We start from the raw sequence: 21,084 nt of genomic DNA, 5'->3' as shown, positions 1-21,084 counted from the left end.
TCTTTACCTTAACTTTAAGGTGGCTAATCCCACCAACACTAATACCAGCGAAATAATCCAAAAGCGCACGATAACCCGCGGCTCTGGCCAACCTTTTAATTCATAATGATGATGGATAGGCGCCATTCTAAAAATACGCTGACCGCGCAGTTTATAAGAGCCCACTTGTAATATTACTGACATGGTTTCCATCACAAAAACACCGCCCATAATAAATAGCACTAATTCTTGGCGCACTAAAACCGCAATCACCCCAAGCGCTGCACCTAAGGCAAGTGATCCCACATCGCCCATAAAAACCTGCGCTGGGTAGGTGTTAAACCAGAGAAAACCCAGCCCTGCGCCCACCATAGCGGTACAAACCACCACTAATTCACTGGCTAGAGCTATGTGCGGAATATGCAAATATTCTGAGAAATTAGCATTACCTGTCATATAGGCAAAAATAGCAAAAGCACCGGCGACCATAATAGTGGGCACAATTGCTAAACCGTCGAGTCCATCGGTTAAATTCACCGCGTTACTGGTACCGACAATGACAAAATAAACTAAGGCAATATAAAGTAAGCCCAACTGAGGTAACACGTTCTTAACAAAAGGAATGAGCAACGAGGTTTCAGCAGGGTTTTGTGCAAAAGCATAGAGAAAAATTGCCGTAGCCAAGCCGATCACGGTTTGCCAAAAATACTTCCAACGGGCAATTAAGCCATTGGAGTCTTTACGAATGACTTTACGATAGTCGTCAACAAATCCGATCAAACCAAAGCTAACCAAAACAAATAACACCACCCAAACATAGCTGTTACTTAAGTTCGCCCATAGCAGAACACTGGCAACAATGGCCGCTAATATCAAGATACCGCCCATGGTTGGCGTTCCTGATTTTGACAGGTGACTTTCTGGACCATCGTCTCTAACCGTCTGACCAATCTGCATTTTTTGTAACGCTCGGATCAGTTTAGGGCCAAAGTATAACGAAATAGCCAAGGCGGTTAGCGTTGAAACAATTGCCCGAAACGTTAAATAGGAAAAAACGTTGAAAAATGAATAAAACTGGGTGAGATACTCACCTAACCAAAGTAACATTATATCTGCTCCTGCAGTGTTAGACTGTTATGCCATTGAATAATATCAGCCACTACGTCTTCCATATGAGCACTGCGTGAACCTTTCACTAAAATGGTTACTTGCTGACCTTCACCCTGAAGTAAGTCTTGTAACTGTGAAACTAATTTTTCTTTACTATTGAAATGATTGCTCTGATCGCTAGTAACGGCATAAAAGCCATTAGCTGTGTGTTGACTTAACACCCCTAAAGTCAGTAAATCATCGATAGCTTTACTTTTAACATATTCGCCCACCTCTTGATGATAGCGGCGCGCTTCACTGCCTAATTCTCCCATATCACCAAGGATCAAAATCCGACGCCCAGGATAGCTTGCCAATAGGTCGGTGGCGGCTTTGATCGACTCCACATTAGCGTTATAGCTATCATCAATCACTTTAATATTGTTGCGTAATTGATGTAAGTTCAACCGCCCTTTCGCGCCGGCCATTGCTGCTAACCCTAAACGAATGTCGGCTAAACTGGCGCCAAACTCTAACGCTATAGTGGCTGCGGCAACCGCATTACAGACGTTATGTTGGCCGGGCACAGTTAATTCAATATAAGTACTGCCTTTCGGTGTTACCAACTTAAAGCTTGCGCAGCCATTATCATCTAATACTTGCTGTTGGCTGTAACAATCGGCACTGTCTTGACAAGAAAAACGGCGAATTTCTTTGTCACTCAAACGCCATTGCCACTTACTCAGCCAACGACTATTTTGCTCAAATATTGCGACACCACCAGCAACCAAGCCGGAAAAAATCTCACCTTTGGCGCGTGCAACACCAGCTAAGTCACCAAAGCCTTCTAAGTGTGCGGCGGCAATGTTGTTAATCAATGCTACATCTGGCTTTACTAGCGCAGAGGTATAGGCAATCTCACCTAAATGATTAGCACCAAGCTCAACCACAGCAAAGTCGTGATCAGCCTCGAGTCGCAATAAGGTTAGCGGTACACCTATGTCGTTGTTAAAGTTACCTTGGGTCGCTAACACCTTGCCTAAGCGCTTTAAAATCGCCGCCACCATTTCTTTTACTGTGGTTTTACCACTGCTGCCGGTGATAGCGACAGTTTTCGGCGCCACTTTTGCTTTTACATAAGCAGCGATAGTGCCTAATGCTTGATGCGTATCTGCCACTACAATTTGTGCAATATCCAGCTCAGCGCTGGCGTGTTGCACTATCACCGCACTGCAGCCTTGCGCACTTGCTTGTTTGACAAACTTATGACCATCAAAATTTGGGCCTTTAAGCGCCAAAAAAACATCGCCAGTGCTGAGTGAGCGACTATCGGTGCTAATGGCTTGAACACTTCTATCTGCACCGATCAACTCTCCGTTGATCGCGCTGGCAAGTTCGGTCAACGATAATGTGATCATAATTGTGCCTCGCCATGAAAAAACTCATTTACCAAGGCACGTTCATCATAATGATGTTTTTCATTGGCAACGATAATGTAGTCTTCGTGACCTTTACCGGCGCATAGCACCACATCATCGACATGCGCATGAGTGAGCGCTGTTAACACTGCGCTACGTCTATCTAATATTGTTTCAACCTGCGCGCTATGGCTAAAGCCTGCCATAATGTCACGGGCTATCGCCTCTGGGCTTTCGCTACGCGGGTTGTCATTGGTAATAATAATTTGATCTGCCTTAGCTTCTGCTACTTGCGCCATTAACGGGCGCTTACCAACATCACGATCACCACCACAACCAAACACCAACCATAATTTGCCCTGACAATGTAGGCGGCAAGCATCTAAAGCGCTGGCAAGTGCCTCTGGGGTATGGGCGTAATCAATTACCGCCGTGGTTTTACTCGGTGCATTAAAGGCTTCCATGCGACCCATTATTGGCTCGAGCTGTTTAATGGCTTGAGCTATGGTTGCTAGGGTAAAGCCTTCAACGATTAGTACCGCAATAGCTGCAAGCAAGTTTTCAACATTAAAATCCCCCAATAGTGCACTGCGAATATGACATTGACCCTGCTCGGTATGCAGTTGGAAACTTACGCCATTAGTATGATGCTGCACTGCTAACGCTTGAGCAAAGCGCGAGTAATGTGCAATGTCTTCGCCACGACCATAAACCACCACAGGTTGAGATTTTGGCCAGCTTTGCAGCCATTTTTGTGCTTGCTGATCATCACCATTAATCACGGCCATTTGCGTTGCTTGCGCGCTGAATATTTGTTTCTTTGCTTGCGCGTAGGCACTCATGGTTTGGTGGTAATCTAAATGGTCACGGGATAAATTGGTAAATACGGCAGTAGAAAATAATGTGCCATGAACGCGCTTTTGCGCTAACGCATGCGAAGATACTTCCATCGCAACATGGCTAATGTTTTGCTTGGCAAAGCCGCAAAACAAGTGCTGTAGCTCTGTAGCACCTGGCGTGGTGTTTTCAATGCTGTGTAAATGGCCAAGCTTGCCGGCGCCATTGGTACCAATAACGGCAGCATTTTGCTGACAATGATCCAACAAACTTGCAATAATTTGACTAGTACTGGTTTTGCCATTAGTGCCGGTAATACCAATAACCTTGATGTGTTGACTTGGCGCACCATAAAATGCGCTTGCCAGTGCGAATAAATTGTCATTCAGTTGCCAGCTCTTTATTAGCGCTATGGATTGCCCCGCGTTATTTTGCTGCCAATTCAATTGTCCATGTAGCTTTTCGTCTTTTGTTTCCTCAAAAATCAGCCCGCAATTGGCCGCTAAAGCTTGCGCAACATAAGCTCGGCCATCGCGTAGACTACCAATAACAGCACAAAAAACATCACCAGCATGAATAGCCCGGGTATCATTGACCAAAGCAACTGTTTTATTTGGCTGTAGACTAAAGTGTCGCTGAATTTTCGCTAAGTCTTCACCAGCAAGCTTAATACCAGCCGAGTGCAATGCCGCCTCAATAGCAGCAAAACTCTCAGGTTGGCTATAAACGTATAAAGCGTGATCAGACATGGTCACGCTCCTTATTGGTTAATTCAGCTGTTGTTGCTTGTACGCTTGATATCTGGGTACTCGCATCGGGTGGAATATTGAGTAGCCGTAGCGTGCCTTTCATAATGCGAGAAAACACGGGTGCTGCTACCTCGCCGCCATGATATAAATCGCCACCTGGGTCATCAATGACGACAACTACGGCAATTTCTGGATCTGAGATTGGCGCTACGCCAGCAAATAACCCGACATAATCACTACCATATCCGCCGGCAAAAGCTTTGATGGCGGTACCACTTTTGCCGCCAATTCGGTAGCCTTCAATTTTTGCAACCGTATGCTGTTTATTGACGACATGCTCAAGCAATTCAACAACATTTTGACTATGCTGCGCTGAAAATATGCGCTCATACGCTTGTTTTTGCTGTGTTTGTGGATCTTGCTTTAAAATCGTTAAGGGGACTTTAACACCGCCATTGCCCAAGATACTGTAAAAACGCGCAAGTTGAATGGGAGTTATGGCAACGCCATGCCCCCAAGATAAAGTTGCCAGTTCAAAATCAGACCAACGCGCCCGATCATGCATCATGCCGGAGCTTTCACCAATTAAGCCTGTCCCTGTCTCTTCGGAAAAGCCAGCATCAAAAAATTTGTCAATTAAATAGCTTTTCGGTACTGACAATGCCAATTTTGTCGTGCCCATATTTGACGAGTGGATCAGCAACTCAGCTAAACTGATTTTGCCTAAATAACGCGGATCAGAAACACGGCTACCTCCTAAACGCATCCAGCCTGGATAGGTGTCGATAATACTGTCTTTTTCGGCACTACCAAACTCTAATGCCGTCAGCACAGTCAGGGGCTTCATGGTTGATGCCGGCTCGTAAATATCTGTGATGGCACGATTACGAAAGCGGTGTACGGCGACACCAGCACGATTATTGGGGTTATATGATGGGCTATTAACTAATGCTAAAACCTCGCCGGTATTAACATTGGTCACCACAGCAGAGCCTGAGGTTGCTTTAAACGCTTTAACTGCCCCTTTTAGCTCTCGATATGCTAAGGCTTGAATGCGTTGATCTATACTCAGCTCAATATTTTTCGGGGGCGTAGAAGCCTTGACTGATAATATTTCAATTTTTCTACCTTTTGCGTCTTTACGGTATTTTTTTTCGCCATTCTCACCGGTAAGCAACTGATCAAAAACCCGCTCTATACCTTCAATACCTTTATCATCAACATTGGTAAAGCCAACCACATGGGCGCTTATTTCACCTGCAGGGTAAAAGCGCTTTGACTCCTTGCGTAAATAAATACCCGGGATTTTTAACTCACGAATATAACTTGCCATGGCGGGTGCAACTTTGCGTTCAATATAGACAAAGCGCTTAGTCGGGTTTTTGGTGATTCTTACCTTTAACTTTTTTACGTCTTGGCCCAGCACATCTGCCAACGCTTGCCAATGCTTTTTCATGGCTAAAGCGTTGCTTTCAAATATAATTTTCGGATCTGCCCAGACAGTTTCTACTGGCACGCTGATCGCAAGCTCATGACCGTTGCGATCCACAATTGAGCCACGTTGCACGGTTTTAGTATTGACGCGCAGCGAGCGATTATCCCCTTGCTTTTTTAGCATATCGGGTTCAAACACTTGAATATAGGCGGTACGCGCCATCAAGCCAGCATAAATGAGCACAACAGTACCTAACACAACGTAAAAACGCCATGTCACTGTGTTTGGTTTATATTGTGCGGTTTTTCTCATGGTCCTACTCGTGCTATTTCGTTATAGCAATTTAATAATAATTTCTGAGTTGGCATCAGGCCGAGTCATATCAAGCTGCTTTTCAGCATTGCTTTCGATACTGCTGTGCTCAGCTAAACTATTTTGTTCTAACAGCAAATTTAACCATTCATTCTCTAAAGCATCTCGCTCGCTCAATAGCACCTCTATGGTGCTAGTGGTTTGGCGATTTAAATGGGTAAAATAAATTACCGAAAACGCTGACACTAACACCAAACACAAAATGGCATACACCAATAAATGGCGTCGGATGTCATGCCAGATATCAAGGGTTAAAACCACTTTCTTGGTTGTCATAATGTTGCGCCAACGTTAGCGCGCTAGCCTTTGTGCCACCCTAAGCACTGAGCTACGCGAACGTACATTTTCCGCCACTTCATCTTTACTGGGTTTGAGCTTACGACCCACCAAACTTAAGCTTTTACCTTTATTCAGCTCCGCTTCACTGATGGGCATGCCGCGCGGCACTTTGACGCCCTGCGAATGCTTTTTCATAAACTGTTTGACCAAGCGATCTTCTAAAGAATGAAAGCTAATCACCACTAAGCGACCGCCAGTAGCTAGTATCTTCAGTGCTGCCGCTAGCGCTTGTTCAATTTGCTCTAACTCACTATTGATATACATGCGAATCGCTTGAAAACTGCGTGTTGCAGGATGCTTTTTTATTTCTCTTTGTGGCGCGGTTTGCTTTATTAATTGTGCTAATTGTCCGGTACGAGTTATCGGTTGTTGCTCTCGCTCCGCCACAATGGCATTTGCAATACGCCAGGCATGCTTTTCTTCGCCAAAGGTACGCAAAACCCAAGTTATATCTTCAACGTCGGCCACGGCTAACCATTCGGCAGCGGTTTGCCCACGTGTGGTATCCATGCGCATATCCAGTGGCCCATCTTTCATAAAGCTAAAGCCGCGTTCAGCTTCATCAAGTTGCGGCGAAGATACCCCTAAGTCCAACAAGATACCGTCAACTTTTTCATTTAGCTGATGTTTATCAGCAATTTTTGCCAACTCGGCAAAGCCATGGTGCTCAATAATAAAGCGCTCATCTTGGGCAAACTTTTCTGCCGCGGCAATTGCACTAGGATCACGATCAATCGCTATCAAGCGCCCCTGAGCTGACAAGTGTTGCAAAATCAACCCCGAATGCCCGCCACGCCCAAAGGTACAGTCGATATAAGTACCGTCTGGTTTTATTGCCAGGCCTGCTATCGACTCTTCCAGCAGAACAGAAATATGTGCATTATCGTGTTGCATTAGTTGTTTATCAACGCCATTTAATTGTCATTATTGTCGGTGGCGATTTATCATAAAGATAAATCGAGTAATCGTTCAGTCAGCTCTATTTCACCTGACTGGATCTGGGCAATTCCTTGTTGCATTTGTGCTTGCCAAGCACTTTCACTCCAGATCTCAAATTTCTTTAATTGCCCAACTAACATCAGGTTTTTCTCTAAACCGGCATGTTGTCGAAGTGGCCCATTAATTAATAAACGACCACTTTTATCTATGTCGCAATCTGAAGCATTCCCTAATAATACCTGCTGTAATATACGCTCTTGTGGGTTCATACTTGATAATCCACACAGCTTTAACTCTATTTCTTCCCATTCAGGGAGTGGGTATAACAATAAACACGGGTGTTGAATATCTAGCGTACACACCATTTTTCCTTGGCAATCAGCAAATAGCTCCTCGCGATACCGAGTTGGTATCGTGATTCTATTTTTACTATCGAGCGTAATTGCGCTAGTGCCTCTAAACATAATCCGTTTTATTATTTTGGGATCTTTGAAGATCCACTAATTCCCACTTTTTCCCACATTGATACAGTTTAGTGAGTAAAGCAAACTTATGTCAAGCAAAGTTTTGCTAATTTGATTGCGCTGAACGCCTATAAAATAAAGGCTTTGCGGGAAGTTAATGATATTGTGGACTTTTGTGGATCTGAGGCCCAATTGCGTGGGAAAATTTATTATTTTCTGGGTATAAAGTGGTTTGGGTGTCATAGATAAGCGACAAAGCCTGCCATGGTTAGCGATTGTCGCCCTTTACTCTGCGTTGCGAGTTTCATTAGCCGCTTGATATAACAGCAAGTGTTCTGCTGTTATCTTGATCGCTAATTCTGTGCCAAGCGCAAACAGCTCTCGACTGTTAAAGCTAAGCTGCCTAAACGCTAAGGGACTGTCTTGGATAATACTGCGCAGTAAATAATGATAACCTTGCTCGGTAACGCTAATATGTTCAACGATAACATTGTTGCTTGTTGTCGGTGACAAGCTCATTGCATTTGCTTGCACAAGTACTTGCAAGTGACGGCTGTCATCAAGCAGCGAAACATTGCCAACATTGATCAGTTGTTGTTCAAGATTGCCAAGCAAACTGGTTATACTCGGTGCTGGCCCATTGCTCAGCAACGCCACCGGCAACCAACTCCCCAATTGCAGAAAATCGGCAACTTGCCAACTATTCGGTTGTTGACAGACTTCAGCCGGCGTGCCGACTTGCAATACTTTACCGCTGTCCATCACCGCGATTTTATCGGCAAAAGTAAACACTTCATCTTTATTGTGAGTAACAAAAATGGCGGTCATGTTTAAACGTTTCAATAACTGCCGTATTTCTAGCATCAGTTCGTGACGTAAACGTGCATCAATGTTGGAAAAAGGCTCGTCGAGTAATAGCAGACTCGGCTGCGGCGCTAATGCGCGAGCAATGGCAACGCGTTGCTGCTGACCACCCGACAACTGGTGCGGGTAACGGTGGGCAAAGTCAGCTAACTCCAGCAAATTAAGCAGCTCTTGGCAGCGTTTTTCTTGCACAGTTTTAGCCAATTTTTTCAAGCCAAAGCGAATGTTGTCACTAACACTTAGATGCGGAAACAAGGCATAATCTTGAAAGATCATACCGATATTGCGTTGCTCAGCGGGCAGCATATTATCAACACTGATATTAATTGCTTTAGCATCAGTATTAATGGTTATCGTTCCTGCGTTTTGGTCAATAAAGCCAGCTAAGGTATTAAGCAGAGTTGTCTTGCCACAACCACTAGGACCAACTAAGCCTAAAATCTCTCCTTTGGCGAGCGATAAGTTCACTTGCGATAAAATCACTTTCTGTTGTAACTCAACCGCTAAATTTTTAATCTTGATCAGTGGCGTCACTGGCTGTCCTTCTGGCGATTCAGCAAAATAATAGGTAACAAACCAAACAAAACAATTAACACAGCACCGAGTGCACCTTGCTCTAATCGTTCGTCAGAAATTAATTGAAACACTTGCGTACTTAAGGTTTCAAAATTAAATGGTCGCAATAAGAGTACTGCCGGTAGCTCTTTCATGGCTTCGACAAACACCAGCAGCCAAGCCACCAAGATGGATGACTTTAGCAGCGGTAAATGCACGCGAAATATTGCTGGCACCATAGCCACACCTAAACTGGCGGGCGCAAAATCAAGCGACTTGGGTATTTGCCCTATACCCGCATTAATAGTGCCATTAGCAATCGCCGAAAAACGTACCACAAACGCAAACACTATGGCAAAGACGGTACCCGATAGCAGTAAGCCTGGAGCTTTAAGGTCTAACGCTTTTGCCAGATCATTGATCAAGTGATCAATGGGCCCAAATGTCGCCAGCATTGCCATCGCCAATACGGTACCTGGCACAGCATAACCAAAACTTGTTATTTGCAGTGGTATTTTGCGACTACGACTTTGGTGTAAGCGCTGAAACAACGCTAAAAACAAGGCAATTATAGTTGCTATCGTCGCGCTATAAAAGGCAATTTCAATACTGTTCTTGCCGGTACTAAGCAAGGCAATAAATTGTGAGTAATCTGCGTAATCTACCACCATAATCAGTAATAATACTAAGGGAAGTAAAAAGCCTGCTAGCACTAAAAACCAACAAAACAGGCTAGCCGTTAGTTGTTGCATGATAGAAAGCTGTTTACGTTGTTGCTGGTTATTGGGCCGACTTGACTGATGCCGTTGCCCGGCACGCGCCCTTTGCTCTGCCACCACCACAAAAAGAATAAACAGTAACAATACGCTGGCTAAAGCATTGGCTGCAGCAAGGTCACTATAACCGAGCCAAGTATCATATACCGCTGTTGTTAACGTATTCACGGCAAAATATTGCACTGTGGCAAAATCTGCTAACGTTTCCATGACCACTAAAGTTAACGACACCGCAATTGCTGGTCGTGCTAATGGTAAGGCTATTTGATAAAAACTTTGTCTTTGATCACACCCCAGTAATCGGCTTGCGCGCAACAAATTACGATCTTGTTGCTCAAAAGCAGTACGCGTTAACATATAAACGTAGGGAAATAAGACTAAGGCGATAACGATCGCGGCGCCGCCAATCGTTCTAATATCGAAAAAGTAATAATCATCAGGTGATTGCCAGCCAAACCATGCACGCAATGAACGTTGCACTGGACCTGCATAATCAAATAAGTCGGTATATAAATAGGCAACTAAATAGGCCGGCATCGCCAAGGGTAGCATTAATAGCCAGCGTAATTGTTTTGCCATGACAAGATTAGTTTGACTGACTAAAGCCGCTGCCGGAACACCAAAACATAAGGTTAATAGCGCAACTAGTAGGGCCAGCAACAAGGTATTAGTGATATATTCGGGCAATACCGTGGCCCACAAATGGCTAAATAGCTCATTGGAGGCATTAAGACTAGCCAATAGCATAACTACTATTGGTGTCAGTAAGACAATAGCACAGCACCAGCTGAATACTTTCCAGCTAGTGCTTTTATTTCCGCTGTTCACAAGTGCAATACTTAACGCCTATATTTAGAGATCAAACTTTGCTTTATCAAGCAGCTTTAATGCCGATTTACGATGGGCAGCTAACGCTTCCAAAGGTAAGTCATCGGCTTTAAACTCGCCCCAAGAGGCAACAAGCTTTGACGGTTGAACACCGGGACGCACAGGGTATTCCATATTGGTTTCTGCATACATATGCTGGGCTGGCTCAGACACTAAAAAGTTCATCAAGGCTAAGGCATTGGCTTTATTGGGGGCGTATTTTGCCATCGCCATGCCTGAAATATTGACATGTGCGCCGCGGTTATTTTGGTTAGGAAAATTGATATAAACCGCATCAGCCCACACTTTTTGCTTGGCATCTTTGAGCATATTACCAAAGTAATAACTATTACCTAAAGAGACATCACATAGTTGCTGATGAATCGCTTGCACTTGCGCGCGATCACTACCTTGGGGCTTACGCGCTAGATTTGCTTTTAATTGCTGTAACCAAGTTAATGTTTTCGCTTCACCATGCTCTGCAATCATAGCGGCAACCAGTGCAACATTATACGGATGCTTACCACTGCGCGTACACACTTTACCGCGCCATTTTTCATCTGCTAAATCTTCATAATTAAAATCAATTTTGCCTAAGCGCTTAGCGGAATAAATATTTCGTACGCGGGTGGTTAAGCCATACCAAGTATTGTCTGAAGCTTTAAATTGTGCAGGAATGGCTTCACTTAATTCAGGTGAACTAGCCGGTTGTAAAAGCCCCATATCGTGTAACTCAATTAATCGACTAATATCTGTGGTTAATAAAATATCAGCAGGGCTATATTCGCCTTCGCGGGCCAAGCGTTCCGCCATGCCTTTTTTAGCAAAGACAACCTGAACTTTAATGCCGGTTTGTTCTGTAAATTTATCAAACAAGGGCTGAACTAAAAACGGTTGACGATAAGAGTAAACATTAACTTCCTCAGTCGCTGCAACATTCATACTGGTGGCAAAAAGAGCCAGTAAAAGTAAGGTATAAAAGCCAATTCTATTAAACATGAAGACCGCCTAAATAATCAGTATTTAGATTAGAGATAGATTAGAAAATTTTCCGCCAGACTAATGAAGATACCGCTGGCTGTCAAGGCTTTTGAGAATTATTCTCATTTAACTTTGATCTAGCTTTAGTTTTTATGCCTGCTTCGCTAAAGCTGCATCATCAGGCACTTAGTGGTATTACAACTGCCGCTCTAGGGTCGTAATGCTAGCAACAGTAGCGGCTATTGCAGAGACATTATAAGGCTCAGAGCTAGCTTGATAAGACAGTTTAGCCATTGGCCTGAGATTGTAAAAATGCTTGCGCTTGTGCTGACAGGCAGCGATTAGCAACATAATGTTTAACGGAATTATGATAAATTAGCCAACCTCGTTTGGTGGCGTCAATTCGCTCAATATCGGCAAAACGCATCTGATGATCATGATAAAATGAGTGAATATGCAACCCGTCTTGATTGATGCTCAGCTTAACTTCTGCTTTCGCAACCTTGCTTAACATTTGCCGTGCAACCCACCATGGCTTTTGATAGTAACTACTCACTAGCTCAAGCACACCCAATGAAAAAATAAACCAAGCAGCATAAGGGTTTAACTCGGTGAATAACACCAATAGTGCACCAAGTAATAGCAAAATTGCGCCTTTAGCATAGCGGCGTTGCCAAGGCAAAACGGGCACCGACTCTTCATAACATTCAATAAAGTGGGATTTATCAAGAATAAAGCTTGTTTGATAGTTAAAAGGCTGATTCATAGCGCATGCAAAGCGGTAAACATAAGCCTAGTTTACCGCCTTCGAATCATAATTGCTATTTATAGCCAGCGTTTTAGCTATCCTTTCGCCAAACAATCCATTAAGAGGCAGTGCTATTTTTTGGCGCGTTTAAGGTCATTAACCATTGATTAAAGTCTGCATCAAATTGCTGCCCCCAAGATTTTACCAGGCGCTGATAACCCAACCAGTCACCACTGCGCGTTCGCTCAAGCATGGCGTCAATTTGTCCGCGATGGTTTTCCATCATATAGCGTACCGCTAAATATCCCCAACGATAGACGCGATCGGCACCCGTATTTTCATTACTGCTGGTATTAAATAACTCACTTAAGCTAAAGTTTTGCGTGGCAGCCAATGCCACAGCTTTAGGGTTGCTTTTCCCCCAGGCAAGATACTCGGCTAAACCTTCCGCCCACCAAACAATATGCGGATAAGGTAAGTTGGGGCTAGGGCAAAATTCAGGACCAGCATGATCATCATGTAAGCCATTACAATAGTCGCCATATTTATTAAAACGGCCATCGAGATAATGAATATATTCATGGGCTAAATTCCAAATTTTACCGTCACGCTGATAAGCGACAAACTCCGCTTGGTTGCCTGGACGATCGGGGTAGCCCTCAAGATACATGCCGCCATTATCTGTTGGCATATTAAAATGCGCACCAGCATACTTAACAAAGTCATCGCGACTTGCATAAACATTCGCACGCATTTTTAGGTTATGATCATCTGCAACCGGCTTTGCTCGAGTCGCAAATACCTGATGAAAGTTATCTTCTTGAGCGATTAATGTTTGACAGGCTTTGGCGAGTTGTTGTGCGGTTAAGGCTTGTGAACGAATAACGATTGTGGCATTACAGTCAGTAACTTGCGCTAATACTTTATCAACAGCGGCCAGTTGTGTTTGATGCGCAAATGCACTATGGCTAAATGCAGCTAGCGCAACAAATGCGGTACTTGCTTTAAGTAGTTGTTGCTTTTTATGGCGGTATAATGAAGAAATGGTCACGACAGTTCCTGTTAGTCATTAATAATTTGCATACAATATACTATAGTTTTTATTAACTCATTTAAACATTCTGGAATGCCTTTGCTAGCACGACAATTATCACAAAAAAAACCGCGAATATTTTCATATCGCGGCTTTCATGAAAAAGCAAAGATTAAAAACGACTAGCGACTAACCGTTAATAAAGTCTACACCTTCCTGAATGTCAGCATTTAAAGTGGCTAGCATGTCATTTTTTGCTTTTTCTTCAAAAGCACTTAACTCACCGTAAGGTAATACTTCGGCTATACCGTTCACGCCAAGACGTACCGGATGAGCAAAATATGGCGCATCACCGTTTTCTACATCAACGTAGGCATAGTCAACAACATCTTCACCTTGCAAACCTTTCACTAACGATAAACAAAAACGCGCTGCTGCTGCACCCATTGATAAGGTCGCCGAGCCGCCGCCAGCTTTGGCGTTAACCACTTCTGTACCGGCATTTTGAATACGCGGCGTTAAAGCAGCAACTTCTTCTTCCGAGAAAGTCACGCCTTCAACTTGTGAAAGTAACGGTAAAATTGTCGTACCTGAATGACCACCAATGACTGGCACTTTTACGCTATTAACATCAACGCCTTTTAATTCAGCAATAAAAGCTTCAGAGCGGATCACATCAAGCGTAGTTACACCAAATACACGATTTTTATCATAGGTACCCGCTTTTTTAAACACTTCAGCGACAATAGGTACAGTGCCGTTAACTGGGTTAGTAATAATGCCCACTAACGCTTTAGGGCAATTCGCTACTATGCCTTCGGCTAAGGTTTTAATAATGCCAGCATTAACGGCAAATAAATCTGCACGGTCCATGCCTGGCTTGCGTGGCATACCAGCTGGGATAATAACAATGTCGGCACCCGAAAGTGCTGCGGCTAAGTCGTCGGCACCAAAGCCTTTAACATTAACTGCCGTTGGGATATGAGATAAATCAACCGCAACGCCCGGTACTACAGGGGCAACGTCATATAAAGATAACTCAGAGCCCGCAGGTAATTGAGTTTTTAAGAGTAAAGATAACGCTTGGCCGATACCACCAGCAGCGCCTAGCACAGCAACTTTCATTTCATGTCTCCGAAAATTTGAGTAAATACGTAATTATTTGTTGTTCAAAAGATATAGTATAAGCAGCCAAAAAACAATAAATATAGCGATTCTGACGCTGAATTAATCCACTAAATCAGTGTTCGATATCGCAACTTATGATTAATCACCTGTAATGGCATATAAGGATAACGTATAATGCAATTTATGAAATAATACTTAGGTATGAGATAGTAGTGTATCGATACTAGGTGAGTAATTGCCTTGGCTATTTAACAACCTGCGCACGTGAAATATTAACGAGATAGCGAACCTTTATGAGTGGACAACAAAAACAAGCAGCCTTAGTACAGGCATTTAAAGCGTTATTAAAACAAGAGCAATTTAGCTCGCAAGGCGATATTGCAGACGCATTGAAAGCGCAAGGTTTTGACAATATTAGTCAATCCAAAGTATCACGCATGTTAAGCAAGTTTGGTGCTGTTCGTACCCGAAATGCGCGTCAAGAAATGGTGTATTGTTTGCCCGCAGAATTAGGTGTACCTACGGCGAAAAGCCCACTAAAGCAGCTGGTTTTAGATATCGAACATAACGATGTCATGGTGATCGTGCGAACTAGCCCTGGCGCGGCGCAGTTAATTGCACGCTTACTTGACAGCTTAAGCAAAAGTGATGGCGTTTTAGGGACTATCGCTGGCGACGATACTATTTTTATCGCGCCAACTGACGTACAAAATATCAAGTTTACAATAGCAAAACTTGAAGCGCTGTTTTTGAAAAATTTAAGCTAAAGAGCACAAGCTAACAACATTATTCGCCCATCTGCGCCAACACATTTAAGCTTGGCGCAAAAAATGCCGCGCCAGTTTCTGCTTGTGTGAATTTTAGCAAGTGATCGCTGTGCCCATGGGCATCACCGGCAATCATACTTTCAAGCATAAGCTCGAACGGCTCAGGAGAGTGACAATAGGCAACAAAAAGTAAGCCTTGAACTTTCATATCGCCGTAGGGCATGCTCTGTCTGAGGATCTCAATACTCTTACCTTCACTGTCTTTTAGGTTGACACGCTTAATATGTGCTGTCGCGGCTTTATTTTCTTCAGAATATTCCTCATTATTAACTTTGGTGCGAGCAAAAATATCCTCTTGATCTTTAACTTCCATAGAATTCCACAAGTTAAGGTTGTGGCGATAACGCTGAATATGTAAGTAACTGCCCGCGGAAAATTCAGGATCTTGCTGTTCGTTAACTAGAGCAACACGGCGGCGATTATGCCCTTGTGGGTTTTCTGTACCATCAACAAAACCGGTTAGGTCTCGCCCGTCAAGAAAACGAAATGCTCTTACTTGCTCAACTAACTCCACGCTATCCGCCAAGAGTTGGCAGACTTTAGTGGCCACTATGTGATTAACATCTGCGCGGTCGCTGCGAATTTCAATATAAAGATCATAACTATTGGACGGGGCGATACGGTCTTCTACCGCCATTTCTGGAAACTGTCGTAAATGTTTGGGACGCGCTTGCGGATAAATTTCATCCCAAAAGTTTGCGCCAATTGCTACAACACCGGCTAAGTTTGCCTCAGAAAAACGTTCTGCGTATTTATCAAACAACGCCGGAACTCGAGAAAGGGCTTTGCGTAAAAATAACGTATTATCGTCTAGGGCGTTAAAAAATAAAAAATATCCGTGCAGACTAGGCTCCGCGCATACGCCAAACTGTTCTCTTGCCATGTAACAACCCACTTTAAAGCTATTGACTAATAGCCTAATTTTACACATTTTATCGCGAATATCAGTAAAACTTTGACAAATATTTTTTGCGACTTTCGTGACCGCTCGGCCACGCCATTGCCACGCACTACGCACCTAGCTAATTCTATAAGCGACTAGGTGCGCATCTACGGCAACTGATCAGCCTAAGGTAAATTCAGGGTAGGCTTCCATTCCGCAATCAGATTTATCAACGCCTTCGTACTCTTCTTCGGCGCTCACACGAATCCCCACCAGTTTTTTCAACGCAAACCACACCAAGAAGCTGCTACTAAACACCCAAACAAAAATTGTACCGGCACCAATGAGCTGTCCGATCAATGTTGAACTAGAGTTCGTCAATGGCACTAATAACAAGCCTAATAGCCCAACCACGCCGTGCACAGATATAGCACCAACAGGATCGTCAATACGAAGCTTATCTAAATAGGTAATGGACAACACTACAACAACGCCGGCGAGCGCACCAAACAGAGTCGCTTGCAAGGGGGTTGGTGTTGACGGCTCAGCCGTGATCACCACTAAGCCGGCTAAGGCGCCATTTAATACCATAGTTAAGTCGGCTTTTTTAAAGCGTATTTTTGCAAAAATCAAAGCAGAAAACGCACCCGCTGCAGCCGCGGCATTGGTATTTAAAAATACCATAGCAACTGAATGTGAGCTGCTAATGTCACCTAGCTTTAATACTGAACCACCATTAAAACCAAACCAACCCATCCACAAGATAAAAGTACCTAAAGTGGCTAGCGGTAAGTTGGAACCAGGAATCGCATTAATTCTGCCATCTGCACTATATTTACCCTGCCGTGGCCCTAATAACAGCACACCGGCTAGTGCCGCTGCAGCGCCTGCCATATGCACAATACCTGAGCCAGCAAAATCAGAAAAACCTAACTCTGATAGCGTATAAAGGCCAAATACCGCATCACCACCCCACGTCCAACTGCCTTCCATCGGGTAGATAATGCCGGTTAATAGCACAGCAAAGGTTAAAAACGCCCACAACTTCATACGCTCTGCTACCGCGCCCGAAACGATTGACATAGCTGTTGCAACAAACACCACCTGAAAAAAGAAGTCAGCAGCCGCTGAATATATTGCCGCGCCGTTAAAGCCACCTTCACGCGCAGAAAAATCAGCTAACACTTGTTCGGGTGCCAAGGTTTCAATGCCAGAAAGGAAGACACCACCGTCATACATAATGTCATAACCTATAAATAAATACATCATGCAGGCAATCGCATAAAGTGCGACATTTTTGGTTAATATCTCTGTGGTGTTTTTCGCCCGAACTAAGCCGGCTTCTAACATGGAAAATCCAGCGGCCATCCACATCACTAGGGCGCCACAAATTAAAAAATAGAAAGTATCCATCGCAAACTGTAATTGAAAAATATTCTGTTCCATGCTTTTGCTCCTATATCGCTTCTGCGTCTTGCTCACCGGTTCGTATCCGCACCGCATATTCCAAGTCATATACAAAGATTTTACCGTCACCGATTTTTCCGGTATGCGCGGCTGTGCTGATCGCGTCAATTAAGCGCTGAACTAGCTCATCGTTGGTGGCAATTTCCAACTTAACTTTAGGTAAAAAGTCCACTTGATATTCAGCGCCCCGATATAACTCGGTATGACCTTTTTGACGACCAAAACCTTTGACTTCACTTACCGTCAACCCATCGACACCGACTTCAGAAATTGCCTCTCTTACACTATCGAGCTTGAACGGCTTTATTATGGCTGTGACTAGCTTCATATTGCTCTCCCTTAATTATTGATAACTAATGCAATTCAAAGCCCATGCCAAATAATAAATACATTTAAAACAAAGGGTTACGATATATAGATAACTTTTTATGCACCAAGTTTGTGCGTTAGATAAGCCATTGCGAAATTGTGGTGCAAGACATTGATTGATATCAGCTGCCGCGAGTACTGATACCTTGATGCTTAATCAGTGTCTGACTTAGAGGCTATAAAAGAAAGGCTGAGCTTGCTCTAGGGCAACTGGCACTATCATCTGGTAAGCTATTGGCCAACTCTTCGTCAATCACTAACCCAAAATAATAAGCGCTGTTTGGTTGCAATGAACTGGATTATCAGGGCTACGCTTGACTTATCTTGCATTACGCTCAGCCGATGCGCAAAGCACGGCCGCACAATAATGGCTAACACTAGCAGATGTGACATTTTAAGAAAGTGCTTTAGTGGCGACGACTAAGCAAGGTATTAGCGGCGCTAATATTAACAGCCATTAATGAACAAAAAAGCCGCCAAAGCAAGGCTTGGCGGCTATGTCTAAAACTTAAAAGTATGCAAAAATCGTTTTAATATACCATGGCGGCGCCAGGATTTAAGATAGCTAAAACCGCTAAGCGCTCAAAATCACAAAACTCATTGGCACCTTTGATCATATTATCCGTGATCGGAAACAACTGCATAACTTCAGGGCTTAACATTAATTCATCAGGGTGCGAGTTACATTCATATTGCATAAGCATGATTCGTTTCGCAATATACAACAATTTAGTTTCATCTGTGCTGTAGCTAAAGTCTGTTTCATCTTGCTGGCGAATCGGCTCGATGATATTAAAGGGCAATTGCCACTGTTTTAATAACTCTGCAGAGCACTCTGCATAGCTAAAGCCCAACTGCTGCACCTGCGCTTGCCAAGGGAGTTCTGGTGCGGCATATTTATTGGCAACATTACCTTTTTCAGGCGCAAGCTGCTGGATGACAAGCTCACCTAAATTATGCAACAAGCCAAGAATAAATAAACGTTCAGCATTGGCAACGTCAAGCTGCTCTCCGATATATTTAAGAATTAATGCACAGTCGACACTTTTGCACCAAAAATCATCGAGATAATCTGAGTCGAGTGCTAACGCTTTAAAGGCTTTTTTGGTAAAAAAAGCGATAACTAAATTATACACTTCAGTGATACCTAAAACTAACAATGCCTTAGATACCGTATCTATTTTCCCCGGGTAATTAAAAAAAGAACTATTGGCTAACTTTAAGATACTGCCGGTCAGCGCAGGGTCCAGTAGAATTATTTCGGCGATATCATCTATGGTTGAGCTTTCATCATCAATCAACTCTTTGATACGAACAAATGAGTCCGACAAAATAAATATTTCACTGGCTTGTTGCGCATAATCATTCGCATTCATCATAATGTTCCTAGAAAATTTACTGTCTATTCCCTTACTCACTAAGCGCCACCACAGTTGTGTTACAGATAAAAGCTATAAGTCAAAAGTTGGCGCTATTGGCAACAAGTGCACACCTAAAATAAGCAGTATAACAGAGTTTGCTAATGGCTTATCAGCGGCTTTCCTTTAAATTTTTGCGCTAACTATTTCTTTAGTGTAGCTTAAATTCAACAGAGAAACTTTGATCCACTTAGGCAACGTGCAAACTTACATGATACGAGGTGAATTTTCGTAAATTAATCACACCTGTTTCAAAAATCAAATACTGCCCTTTTATGCCCACTAAGATACCAGAAACTTCTGGTGTTTTATCAAAATTGAAAGATGATATTTTGCTTAAATACTGCGTTACTGGGAAATGTAAATCGATCACCTCCTCATCTAACTCAGTGACAGCATCCGTACCGTACTTTAGCCTAACGCTTGCCAGCTTTTCGGCAATTTTCGGTTTTAACGCTTGTGCCAAGGCTTTTAAATCTAACGGCTCGGCATTGCCTTTTAACATGGTTCGCCAGTTGGTTTTGTCGGCAATAAATTCTGCAAGTGCTACTTCAACCAACCCTGACTGTAAGCGAGTACTTACCTTAAATATTGGCAAGGCTTGGCTAGCGCCTTGATCAATCCAACGGGTGGGTATTTGCGTATGGCGCGTAATACCAACTTTTAAACCTGAGGTATTCGCAAGATAAACATAATGTGGGATCATGCAATGACGCTCTCCCCACTCTGGCTCACGACAAGTGCCTTGCTCAAAATGACATTTTTCAGGCTTCATAATACACATATCGCATTGCGCGAGTTTTTGCATGCAGGGAAAACAAAAGCCTTGAGCGTAGCTTTTCTTGGTTTTTCTACCACAATGCTGACAATCAATATGGCCACTATATTGTAGCGTTATCTGTTTGCCGATAAGTGTATTTAACTCCAATTCTTGCTCGCCGATCACCATGCGATAGTTAACGCTGCCATCAGCGGCTAAATCAGCACGCATTTTACGCAGCGCGCCTGTTTCTATGTCTAGCATATACCCATCCGTTATTCGTTCTTGAGGCCATCATATAAAAATCGCCTACTAGCAGCTAGTAATAATTCATTTTTCCCTCGATAAGCGGCGAGAAAATTGCGATGATAGCCCTAAAGATTCATGTAAATGCGGCTGAAAAAATGTGGTTTGTCTATTTTCTTCGTTGTGCAGATAATAGCTTGTATGCTGGCATCACAACCTCGCTCGAGCGACGTTTAGCAGAGCACAATAATTGTAATAAAAAAGCAGCGAAATACACGCGCGTGCGCCGGCCTGTAGCACTGGCTTATGCTGAGACCTTAAACAATCGTCAACAGGCAAGCCAGCGTGAGTATCAACTCAAGCAATTAAGTAAGCGCCATAAAGAGCAATTAGTGGCTGATTACTTACAACAACAAGCTCGCTAATGATTTGGCTATAGCCCTTATATTTACTGGTCTGCTTTCTAAATTATCCAACAATAAACTTCGATTTTAAGCCATCATACTGATAGAATAGCGCCGATTTTAGTAGCCACAAGTGA

At 43.4% G+C, this 21,084-nt stretch carries 20 protein-coding genes; 2 read left to right on the top strand and 18 right to left on the bottom strand.

The features are described from left to right. Positions 1-3 precede the first annotated feature (3 nt). The 13 genes from mraY to mdh form a co-directional block, all read right to left on the bottom strand. Entirely contained in the window at positions 4-1,086 is a 1,083-nt protein-coding gene (gene mraY / locus B6K83_RS08420) for a phospho-N-acetylmuramoyl-pentapeptide-transferase (protein WP_085284476.1), read from the bottom strand. Next, positions 1,086-2,486: a UDP-N-acetylmuramoyl-tripeptide--D-alanyl-D-alanine ligase gene (locus B6K83_RS08415; protein WP_085284475.1), complete on the bottom strand. Its 1,401-nt coding sequence runs from the start codon at positions 2,484-2,486 to the stop codon at positions 1,086-1,088. The genes mraY and B6K83_RS08415 overlap by 1 nt, the downstream gene beginning before the upstream one ends. After that, complete coding sequence (locus tag B6K83_RS08410) at positions 2,483-4,072, bottom strand: UDP-N-acetylmuramoyl-L-alanyl-D-glutamate--2,6-diaminopimelate ligase (RefSeq protein WP_085284474.1); 1,590 nt, start codon at positions 4,070-4,072, stop codon at positions 2,483-2,485. Before B6K83_RS08410 ends, B6K83_RS08415 begins: the two co-directional genes overlap by 4 nt. Further along, positions 4,065-5,819 carry a penicillin-binding transpeptidase domain-containing protein gene (locus B6K83_RS08405; protein WP_085284473.1) on the bottom strand — a complete coding sequence of 585 codons (1,755 nt, stop codon included), beginning with the start codon at positions 5,817-5,819 and terminating at the stop codon, positions 4,065-4,067. The genes B6K83_RS08410 and B6K83_RS08405 overlap by 8 nt, the downstream gene beginning before the upstream one ends. 21 nt (positions 5,820-5,840) lie before the next feature. Then, a complete protein-coding gene (ftsL, locus tag B6K83_RS08400) occupies positions 5,841-6,155 on the bottom strand; it encodes a cell division protein FtsL (RefSeq protein WP_085284472.1) in 315 nt (104 codons plus the stop codon). 15 nt (positions 6,156-6,170) lie between these two features. Next, on the bottom strand, positions 6,171-7,112 hold the full coding sequence (rsmH, locus tag B6K83_RS08395; RefSeq protein WP_085284471.1) for a 16S rRNA (cytosine(1402)-N(4))-methyltransferase RsmH: 942 nt from the start codon (positions 7,110-7,112) through the stop codon (positions 6,171-6,173). A 50-nt stretch (positions 7,113-7,162) separates the two neighbouring features. Next, the gene (mraZ, locus tag B6K83_RS08390) at positions 7,163-7,621 is read right to left on the bottom strand and encodes a division/cell wall cluster transcriptional repressor MraZ (protein ID WP_085284470.1); all 459 of its coding nucleotides are present in this window, start codon (positions 7,619-7,621) and stop codon (positions 7,163-7,165) included. A gap of 285 nt (positions 7,622-7,906) precedes the next feature. Continuing rightward, on the bottom strand, positions 7,907-9,019 hold the full coding sequence (locus tag B6K83_RS08385) for an ABC transporter ATP-binding protein (protein WP_085284469.1): 1,113 nt from the start codon (positions 9,017-9,019) through the stop codon (positions 7,907-7,909). Continuing rightward, positions 9,016-10,563, bottom strand: a complete 1,548-nt coding sequence (locus B6K83_RS08380; protein ID WP_085284468.1) for an ABC transporter permease — start codon at positions 10,561-10,563, stop codon at positions 9,016-9,018. Before B6K83_RS08380 ends, B6K83_RS08385 begins: the two co-directional genes overlap by 4 nt. A gap of 105 nt (positions 10,564-10,668) precedes the next feature. Then, entirely contained in the window at positions 10,669-11,682 is a 1,014-nt protein-coding gene (locus tag B6K83_RS08375; RefSeq protein ID WP_085284467.1) for a Fe(3+) ABC transporter substrate-binding protein, read from the bottom strand. Positions 11,683-11,950: 268 nt separating this feature from the next. Next, entirely contained in the window at positions 11,951-12,430 is a 480-nt protein-coding gene (locus B6K83_RS08370; RefSeq protein WP_085284466.1) for a YcxB family protein, read from the bottom strand. Positions 12,431-12,530: 100 nt separating this feature from the next. Further along, entirely contained in the window at positions 12,531-13,463 is a 933-nt protein-coding gene (locus tag B6K83_RS08365; protein ID WP_233143860.1) for a collagenase, read from the bottom strand. A 171-nt stretch (positions 13,464-13,634) separates the two neighbouring features. Beyond that, entirely contained in the window at positions 13,635-14,570 is a 936-nt protein-coding gene (gene mdh / locus B6K83_RS08360) for a malate dehydrogenase (protein ID WP_085284465.1), read from the bottom strand. A 296-nt stretch (positions 14,571-14,866) separates the two neighbouring features. Between mdh and argR the strand changes: the two genes are divergently transcribed. Continuing rightward, positions 14,867-15,340: a transcriptional regulator ArgR gene (gene argR / locus B6K83_RS08355; RefSeq protein ID WP_085284464.1), complete on the top strand. Its 474-nt coding sequence runs from the start codon at positions 14,867-14,869 to the stop codon at positions 15,338-15,340. Between the two features lie 19 nt (positions 15,341-15,359). On the opposite strand, the gene B6K83_RS08350 is transcribed toward argR, so the two are convergent. From B6K83_RS08350 to B6K83_RS08330, 5 genes are all read right to left on the bottom strand, one after another. Further along, a complete protein-coding gene (locus tag B6K83_RS08350) occupies positions 15,360-16,283 on the bottom strand; it encodes a Dyp-type peroxidase (RefSeq protein ID WP_085284536.1) in 924 nt (307 codons plus the stop codon). 180 nt (positions 16,284-16,463) lie between these two features. Continuing rightward, positions 16,464-17,729, bottom strand: coding sequence for an ammonium transporter (locus tag B6K83_RS08345; protein ID WP_085284463.1), 1,266 nt, complete (start codon positions 17,727-17,729; stop codon positions 16,464-16,466). Positions 17,730-17,739: 10 nt separating this feature from the next. Further along, a complete protein-coding gene (locus B6K83_RS08340) occupies positions 17,740-18,078 on the bottom strand; it encodes a P-II family nitrogen regulator (protein WP_085284462.1) in 339 nt (112 codons plus the stop codon). A gap of 571 nt (positions 18,079-18,649) precedes the next feature. Continuing rightward, complete coding sequence (locus B6K83_RS08335) at positions 18,650-19,498, bottom strand: HDOD domain-containing protein (RefSeq protein ID WP_233143858.1); 849 nt, start codon at positions 19,496-19,498, stop codon at positions 18,650-18,652. Between the two features lie 229 nt (positions 19,499-19,727). Next, entirely contained in the window at positions 19,728-20,486 is a 759-nt protein-coding gene (locus tag B6K83_RS08330; RefSeq protein WP_408607201.1) for a DUF2797 domain-containing protein, read from the bottom strand. Positions 20,487-20,662: 176 nt separating this feature from the next. Here B6K83_RS08330 and B6K83_RS08325 point away from each other — a divergent pair, with 176 nt between their 5' ends. Continuing rightward, positions 20,663-20,968: a GIY-YIG nuclease family protein gene (locus B6K83_RS08325; protein WP_233143857.1), complete on the top strand. Its 306-nt coding sequence runs from the start codon at positions 20,663-20,665 to the stop codon at positions 20,966-20,968. The last annotated feature ends 116 nt before the right edge of the window (positions 20,969-21,084 follow it).

The sequence above is a fragment of the Colwellia chukchiensis genome (assembly GCF_002104455.1).
Classification (GTDB): Bacteria; Pseudomonadota; Gammaproteobacteria; order Enterobacterales; family Alteromonadaceae; genus Cognaticolwellia; species Cognaticolwellia chukchiensis.
The sequence above is the reverse complement of the archived record's forward strand: the minus strand, read 5'-3'. Positions and strand labels throughout refer to the sequence as shown.